Here is a 7,653-nt window from a genome sequence, read left to right as displayed (position 1 = left end):
CCCGGCACCCCGCTGCCATCCCCGTCCCGGACCCCGGTCCGGGCCTTCCCACTTCCCGCCGTGCGCCCGAAGCGCGCACGGTCCCCGCCACCACCCCCACCAGGGTGGTCAAGCGTCCGGCGGGGCATGACACCCAGACACCAGCCGCACACCAGCCGGTGCCAGGTCATGAAGTACCCGCCCCCGACCCACCGGAAGAAGAGGACACCCTTCTCCCGGCCGGCCGCAGGCGGCTCTCCCACAGAATCTGTCGGCAACGCACCCACGCTGCCGAGCGGACCGGCTTCCACCACCTGCACGCCACCCCAGTCCACCCCCTCACCCCGAGGATCGGACCAGGGCAAGGCGACCGCACACGGCCACGCCGCGCCCGAAAAGCCCGAAACACCCGGGCAACCACAGAATTCTAGAGACGCTCTGGACCTGGTCGAAGAGGACGACGAGGACGGTTCGCTGCGCCATGCCCTCGATTCTTCGCCCGCGATGGCCGCAATGACGAGTAGCCCACCTTTCCTGCCATGTGGGCTCACCCGTGGAGGACGTACTGAGCGGTTGGTAACGTGCGTGGCATGACAACTGCCGCCATCGACACCCGCGCCGGACGCCGCTGCCACAACACGCTCAACTCGCTGCACTCGACGCACTACTTCTCGCCCGACACCGGCCGGGAACTGGCCGCCCTCGGGGTCACCGACCCCCGGGCCGTCAACTTCGCGGTGCGCGCCGCCGCGCTGGGCGCGGCCGGGGCCGGCACGGTGACGGCCGCCTTCTACAACTACAAGTACGAGCTGGTCGCCCGGCACGTGCCCGCCGTCTGGGAGACGGTCACGCCGGAGCAGGCCCTGACGGCACGCTCGCGTGCCGTCGACGCGACGCTGCGCCGCCTGCTGGGCGAGCAAATCCTGGCCTCCGCGGAGATGGCGGAGGCGGCCGAGCTGGCCCTGCGTGCCGCCGAGGGCTGCTCGCGCAGCGGCCGTCCGCTCTACTCGGCGCACGCGGACCTGCCGGTGCCCGAGGCGCCGCACCTGGCGTTCTGGCACGCGGCGACCCTGCTGCGCGAGCACCGGGGCGACGGCCACCTCGCCGCGCTGCTGGCCGCGGACCTGGACGGTCTCGAAGCCCTGGTGACGCACACCGCGACGGGCCGTGGCATGGCCCCGAAGTGGGTCCTCTCCACCCGCGGCTGGACCCAGGAGGAGTGGGACGCGGCGAGGGAACGGCTGCGCGGACGCGGGCTGATCGACGACGCCGGCGAGCTGACCGAGCACGGGGCGGAGTTGCGCGACGGCATCGAGCGGGAGACGGACCGGCTCGACACCGCGCCCTACGCGCACCTAGGCGCGGAGGGCGTGGCACGCCTGACGGAACTCGCAACGCCCTTCGCGCACACGGCACTCGGCGCGGGTGCCTTCCCCGCAGACCTCCTCGGCAAGAGCTGAGGACACGCCCGGGCACGCGTACAGGCATGACGGGCCGGTCCGGAGGTACCCGTACCTCCCGGCCACACGGGCCGGGAAACGAAAGGGGCTTCTCGTGTTCCGTGCCATCGCAGACGTGCTGCGCCAGATCGGTGGCGCAGTCGCCACCGTGGTGACGCTTCCCTTCCGGGCCCTGGCCCGGCTCTTCGGCGGGGCCTCGTCCTCGGCCCGCGGCCGGAAGGCCTGATCCCGCACCCCGGCGGCGGGCGGTTCCGTGTGGTTGCTCGGCGACGTGGACACGCGAACCGGGTTGTCCGGGGACGACGACGAGGCCGCTGCGGCTCCTGCTGACGCACGGTGGCCGCACCGGTACTCGTGGGCCGATCTGCTCGCCCCGGTCGCTGAACCGATCGACGAATGGCGCGTCGAGCGAGGCGAACCGCACACGGGCCGCGTCCAGTTGGTGGCCCTGGACGGAACTCGGCAGAGCGTGACCTACCGGTCTCTGGCCCACCACCCGGGTCGGGCACTCACCTCGGCCCGGCAGGGACTGCCGTTCGGGCGAAAAGGCAAGTGACCTCGCGCAGGAGGCCATGAATTTCTTCAACTCGCAAATCCGCCAGAGGGCACACAATTGTTGAGTCCGCAAATCTGGCAGAGGGCATATAACCCGCTCAGCCGCAACAGTATTGGCAAGAAACTCTCACCTTGACGGCGTCGTTGAGTTTGCTTATGGTCCAGGCGTTCAGGTTCCCGCCGTTCGATATCCGAAGGTGTTCATGACCGCGCCTCCAACGTTGCCGAAGTTCAGGCAGCAGTTGATTCTTGCCGTTCTTATGTTGTGTTCGCTGATGATCTGGCTGGACAATACCGTCCTGAGTACTGCGCTGGAGACCCTTGCAGACCCGGTCCGTGGACTGGGGGCCAATCCCGGTCAGCTGCAATGGGCGACCGGTTCGTACACTCTGGCCTTCGCCACATTGATGTTCAGTGCAGGCGCACTGGGCGATCGGTTCGGTCACCGGACTGTGTTCTCCAGTGGGTTGGTGATCTTCGCCGGGTCCTCGCTGTGGGCGGCGTACGCAAGCGATGCGGGCCAGCTGATTGCAGCTCGAGCTGCGATGGGGGTGGGCAGCGCGCTGATCACGCCTGCCATGATGGCCATCCTTATGTGGACCTTCACCGGCCCCGCGCGGGCGGCCGCGATCGGTATTTTCTCGACGTCGGCCGGTGTCGGAATGGCCGCCGGCCCGGTGCTGGCGGGGTTCCTGCTCGATCATTTCTGGTGGGGCTCGGTCTTTCTGATCAATGTCCCGGTCGCGGCATTGGCGTTGGTCGGGCTCGCCGCGCTGGTTCCGAATTTCCGCAGCCCCACTCTGCGACCACTGGACCCCGCTGGAATGTTGCTGTCGATCAGCGGGCTCGTGGCGTTGGCCTACGGGCTGATCCGGGCGGGGCAGGTGGCGGTGTGGAGTCGTACCGACGTCTGGGCGCCGATTGTTGTCGGTCTGGTTCTGCTGGCCGTTTTCGTACTCGTCGAACTTCGTGTCAAGGTGCCCAGTTTTGATCCGCGACTGTTCGCACAACGCACATTCGCCGGCGGCAATGTGGCGCTCGGACTGCTGCTCTTCGGTGTGGCCGCCATCACCTTCTATAACGCGTTCTACCTGCAAGGCGCGCTCGGATTTTCGCCGATGAAGGCGGGTTTGGCCAATATCCCGACCGCATTCGGCGCGCTCGCGGGGGCGCCCCTTGCCTCGCGCCTGGTTCGCCGCCTGCCGCTACGCCTCGTCACCGTGCCGGCGCTGACCGTGGCTGCGCTGACCATGGGCGGGTACGGGTTCCTCGGACTCCAGACTCCACTCGTCTGGATCGAGATCCTGTTGTTGATACAGGGTCTCTCGATCGGCATGGTGATCGGCCCGGTTACGGCCGCATTGATCAGCGACCTGCCGTTGGAACAGGCCGGTGCGGGATCGGCCGTCACCAACACCGTGCGACAGACCGGCAGTGTGATCGGAATCGCGGTAGGCGGCACGATCATGTCGATCATGTACCGACGTGCGATCGAACCTTCGCTGGAGGGTGCACCCGGTCCGGTGCAGGATCAGGCGCGAGTCTCCGCCGAACAGGCCCGCCACGTCGCCACCGTTGTCCACCGGCCCTCTCTTGCTCAGGCTGCTGATAACGCGTTTGTCCATGCCATGCACGTCGGCGCGGGCTGGATCGCGGTCATCGCACTCCTCGGAGCAGCTGTGCTGCTGGTTACCTTGCCCGCTGCCGGAAAGAAGAAGGGTCCGGTACCGGAGCCGGACAGGGCGCCCGAGGCGTCCAGTCACATCCGACGGGCCCGGACGACGCCCTGATCCCCGATTGTCGGTGCCACCTGCCACAATTACCGCGCAACCTCAGTGAGAAGGCGGTACGGGATCGTGACGACACCCGGGTCCAGCGGGTCCATGGCAGTAGGGTCCATCGAGAGCAGGATCGCCGAGGAGCTCGGCGTGCGGGAGCGGCAGGTGAAGGCCGCGGTGGAGCTGCTCGACGGCGGCTCGACGGTGCCCTTCATCGCCCGCTACCGCAAGGAAGCGACCGAGATGCTCGACGACGCGCAGTTGCGCACGCTCGAGGAGCGGCTGCGCTATCTGCGGGAGCTGGAGGAGCGGCGGACCGCGATCCTCGACTCGGTGCGCGAGCAGGGCAAGCTCACCGAGGAGCTGGAAGCGCGCATCCGCACGGCGGAGACCAAGGCGCGCCTGGAGGACGTCTACCTGCCGTTCAAGCCCAAGCGGCGTACCAAGGCGCAGATCGCGCGGGAGGCGGGTCTGGAGCCGCTGGCCGAGGGCCTGCTCGCGGACCCGTCCGTCGATCCGCACGCCGCGGCGGGCGCGTTCGTCGACGCCGGCAAGGGCGTGGCGGACGCCCAGGCAGCCCTCGACGGCGCCCGGTCGATCCTCACCGAGAAGTTCTCGGAGGACGCCGACCTGATCGGCGAGCTGCGTGAGCGGATGTGGGGGCGCGGACGGCTCGCCGCCAAGGTGAAGGACGGCAAGGAGGAGGCCGGCGCCAAGTTCGCCGACTACTTCGACTTCGCCGAGCCGTTCACCGCGCTGCCCTCGCACCGCGTCCTCGCGATGCTGCGCGGCGAGAAGGAGGACGTGCTCGACCTCGTCCTGGAGCCCGAGGAGGCCACCGAGGGACCGTCCTCGTACGAGGCCATCGTCGCGAGCCGGTTCGGGATCGCCGACCGCGGCCGGCCCGGCGACAAGTGGCTCTCGGACACCGTCCGCTGGGCCTGGCGCACCCGCGTCCTGGTGCACCTCGGCATCGACCTCAGGCTGCGGCTGCGCACGGCCGCCGAGGACGAGTCGGTGAACGTCTTCGCGGCGAACCTGCGCGACCTGCTGCTGGCCGCCCCGGCGGGCACCCGCGCGACGCTGGGCCTGGACCCCGGCTTCCGTACGGGGGTGAAGGTCGCCGTGGTCGACGCCACCGGCAAGGTCGTCGCCACCGACGTGATCCACCCGCACGTCCCCGCCAACCGGTGGGACGAGGCGATCGCCAAGCTGGCCCGGCTGGCCAAGGAGCACACGGTCGACCTGGTCGCCATCGGCAACGGCACGGCGTCCCGCGAGACCGACAAGCTCGCCGGGGAGCTGATCACCAAGCACCCCGAGCTGAAGCTCACCAAGGTGATGGTGTCCGAGGCCGGTGCCTCCGTGTACTCGGCCTCCGCCTTCGCCTCGCAGGAGCTGCCGGACATGGACGTCTCGCTGCGCGGCGCCGTGTCGATCGCCCGGCGGCTCCAGGACCCGCTGGCCGAGCTGGTGAAGATCGACCCGAAGTCCATCGGCGTCGGCCAGTACCAGCACGACCTGTCCGAGGTGAAGCTGTCGCGCTCCCTGGACGCGGTGGTCGAGGACTGTGTGAACGGCGTGGGCGTGGACGTGAACACGGCGTCCGCACCGCTGCTCGCCCGCGTCTCCGGCATCACCTCCGGCCTCGCCGAGAACATCGTCTCGCACCGGGACGCGAACGGTCCGTTCACGTCCCGGACCGAGCTGAAGAAGGTCTCGCGGCTCGGACCCAAGGCGTACGAGCAGTGCGCGGGCTTCCTGCGGATCCGCGGCGGCAGCGACCCGCTGGACGCGTCCAGCGTGCACCCCGAGGCGTACCCGGTGGTGCGCCGGATGGTGAAGACCGCCGGGCAGGAGGTGGCCGGCCTGGTCGGCAACACCTCGGTGCTGCGGTCGCTGAAACCGGCGGAGTTCGTGGACGAGACGTTCGGTCTGCCGACGGTCAGCGACATCCTGAGGGAGCTGGAGAAGCCCGGGCGCGACCCGCGGCCCGCCTTCAAGACGGCCACCTTCAAGGAGGGCGTGGAGAAGCTCTCCGACCTGTCGTCCGGGATGGTGCTGGAGGGTGTCGTCACCAACGTCGCCGCGTTCGGGGCGTTCGTGGACGTCGGTGTGCACCAGGACGGGCTGGTGCACGTGTCCGCGATGTCGAAGACGTTCGTGAAGGACCCGCGGGACGTGGTCAAGCCCGGCGACATCGTCAAGGTCAAGGTGCTGGACGTCGACATTCCGCGCAAGCGGATCTCGTTGACGCTGCGGCTCGACGACGAGGCCGCTCCGCAGGGCGAGCAGAAGAAGGAGCGCGGGGGCAACAGGCCGCCCAGGCAGCGGCAGCAGCGGCAGGGCTCCGGCGGCGGCGGGAAGGGCCGGTCGTCGGCCGCGCCCGCTCCGTCCAACGGGGCGATGGCCGAGGCGTTGCGGCGGGCCGGGCTGGCGTAGGCGTCCGGTGTGGTGGCGGGGGCGGGCCGCTCAGGCCGACGTCTCCGTCACCTTGCCGTCCGTCACCTCCAGGCGGCGCGTCACCCGTACCGCGTCCAGCATGCGGCGGTCGTGGGTGATCAGCAGGAGCGTGCCCTCGTAGGCGTCGAGGGCCGACTCCAGCTGCTCGATGGCGGGCAGGTCGAGGTGGTTGGTCGGCTCGTCCAGGACCAGGAGGTTGACGCCCCGGCCCTGGAGCAGGGCGAGGGCCGCCCTGGTGCGCTCGCCGGGTGAGAGGGTCGACGCCGCGCGCATGACGTGGTCCGCCTTGAGGCCGAACTTGGCCAGGAGGGTGCGGATGTCCGCCGGTTCGGTCCCGGGGACGCCGGCCCGGAAGGCGTCCAGCAGGCTCTCGGACCCGTGGAACAGCTCGCGGGCCTGGTCGACCTCGCCCAGCAGGACGCCGGAGCCGAGCGCCGCGTGTCCGGCGTCGAGCGGGACCCGGCCCAGGAGGGCACCGAGCAGCGTGGACTTGCCCGCGCCGTTCGCCCCGGTCACCGCCACCCGGTCCGCCCAGTCGATCTGGAGGGAGACCGGGCCGAGCGTGAACCCGCCGCGTCGTACCTCGGCGTCGCGCAGGGTGGCCACGACCGCGCCCGAGCGGGGCGCCGAGGCGATCTCCATGCGCAGGTCCCACTCCTTGCGCGGCTCCTCCACGACCTCCAGGCGTTCGATCATGCGCTGGGTCTGGCGGGCCTTGGCGGCCTGCTTCTCGCTGGCCTCGCTGCGGAACTTGCGGCCGATCTTGTCGTTGTCGTTGCCCGCCTTGCGCCGGGCGTTCTTCACGCCCTTGTCCATCCAGGAGCGCTGTGTCTGGGCCCGGTCCTGGAGGGCGGCCCGCTTGTCGGCGTACTCCTCGTAGTCGTCGCGGGCGTGCCGGCGGGCCACGTCCCGTTCCTCCAGGTAGGCCTCGTAGCCGCCGCCGTAGAGGTTGATCTGCCGCTGGGCCAGGTCGAGTTCGAGGACCTTGGTGACGGTGCGGGTGAGGAACTCGCGGTCGTGGCTGACGACGACGGTGCCGGCGCGCAGGCCGGTGACGAAGCGTTCGAGGCGCTCCAGGCCGTCCAGGTCGAGGTCGTTGGTCGGCTCGTCGAGCAGGAAGACGTCGTAGCGGGACAGGAGGAGGGAGGCGAGGCCGGCCCGGGCCGCCTGGCCGCCGGACAGGGAGGTCATCGGCTGGTCGAGGCCGACCGTGAGGCCCAGCGCGTCGGCGGTTTCCTCGGCGCGGTCGTCGAGGTCGGCGCCGCCGAGGGAGAGCCAGCGCTCCAGGCCGGTGGCGTAGGCGTCGTGGGGGGCGGGGGGGGGGCCCCCCCGCCCCCGGCGCGGGCCGCCCCCCACGAGGTGCACACGGGGCTGTACGCCGGGCGCCCGCCGGGAGCCCCCCCCCCCACACCCAGACA

4 protein-coding genes and 1 pseudogene are annotated in these 7,653 nt (G+C 70.3%); 4 read left to right on the top strand and 1 reads right to left on the bottom strand.

All coding sequences use genetic code 11. The features are described 5' to 3' along the window. Nucleotides 1-569 precede the first annotated feature (569 nt). The 4 genes from ACFWR9_RS01965 to ACFWR9_RS01950 all read left to right on the top strand — a co-directional run bounded on the left by ACFWR9_RS01965 (nt 570) and on the right by ACFWR9_RS01950 (nt 6,214). Entirely contained in the window at nt 570-1,439 is an 870-nt protein-coding gene (locus tag ACFWR9_RS01965) for a hypothetical protein (RefSeq protein WP_383833978.1), read from the top strand. Between the two features lie 94 nt (nt 1,440-1,533). Then, the gene (locus ACFWR9_RS01960) at nt 1,534-1,665 is read left to right on the top strand and encodes an LPFR motif small protein (RefSeq protein WP_277343337.1); all 132 of its coding nucleotides are present in this window, start codon (nt 1,534-1,536) and stop codon (nt 1,663-1,665) included. A 532-nt stretch (nt 1,666-2,197) separates the two neighbouring features. Beyond that, the gene (locus ACFWR9_RS01955; RefSeq protein ID WP_383834005.1) at nt 2,198-3,784 is read left to right on the top strand and encodes an MFS transporter; all 1,587 of its coding nucleotides are present in this window, start codon (nt 2,198-2,200) and stop codon (nt 3,782-3,784) included. A 93-nt stretch (nt 3,785-3,877) separates the two neighbouring features. After that, entirely contained in the window at nt 3,878-6,214 is a 2,337-nt protein-coding gene (locus tag ACFWR9_RS01950; protein ID WP_383833975.1) for a Tex family protein, read from the top strand. 30 nt (nt 6,215-6,244) lie between these two features. Here the strand turns inward: ACFWR9_RS01950 and ACFWR9_RS01945 are convergent. After that, a pseudogene (locus tag ACFWR9_RS01945) lies at nt 6,245-7,552 on the bottom strand (ABC-F family ATP-binding cassette domain-containing protein); the annotation flags it as partial. Between the last annotated feature and the right edge of the window lie 101 nt (nt 7,553-7,653).

The organism is Streptomyces sp. NPDC058534, from assembly GCF_042717365.1.
Taxonomy (GTDB): Bacteria; Actinomycetota; Actinomycetes; order Streptomycetales; family Streptomycetaceae; genus Streptomyces.
This window is presented reverse-complemented; position numbering and strand designations above follow the sequence as displayed.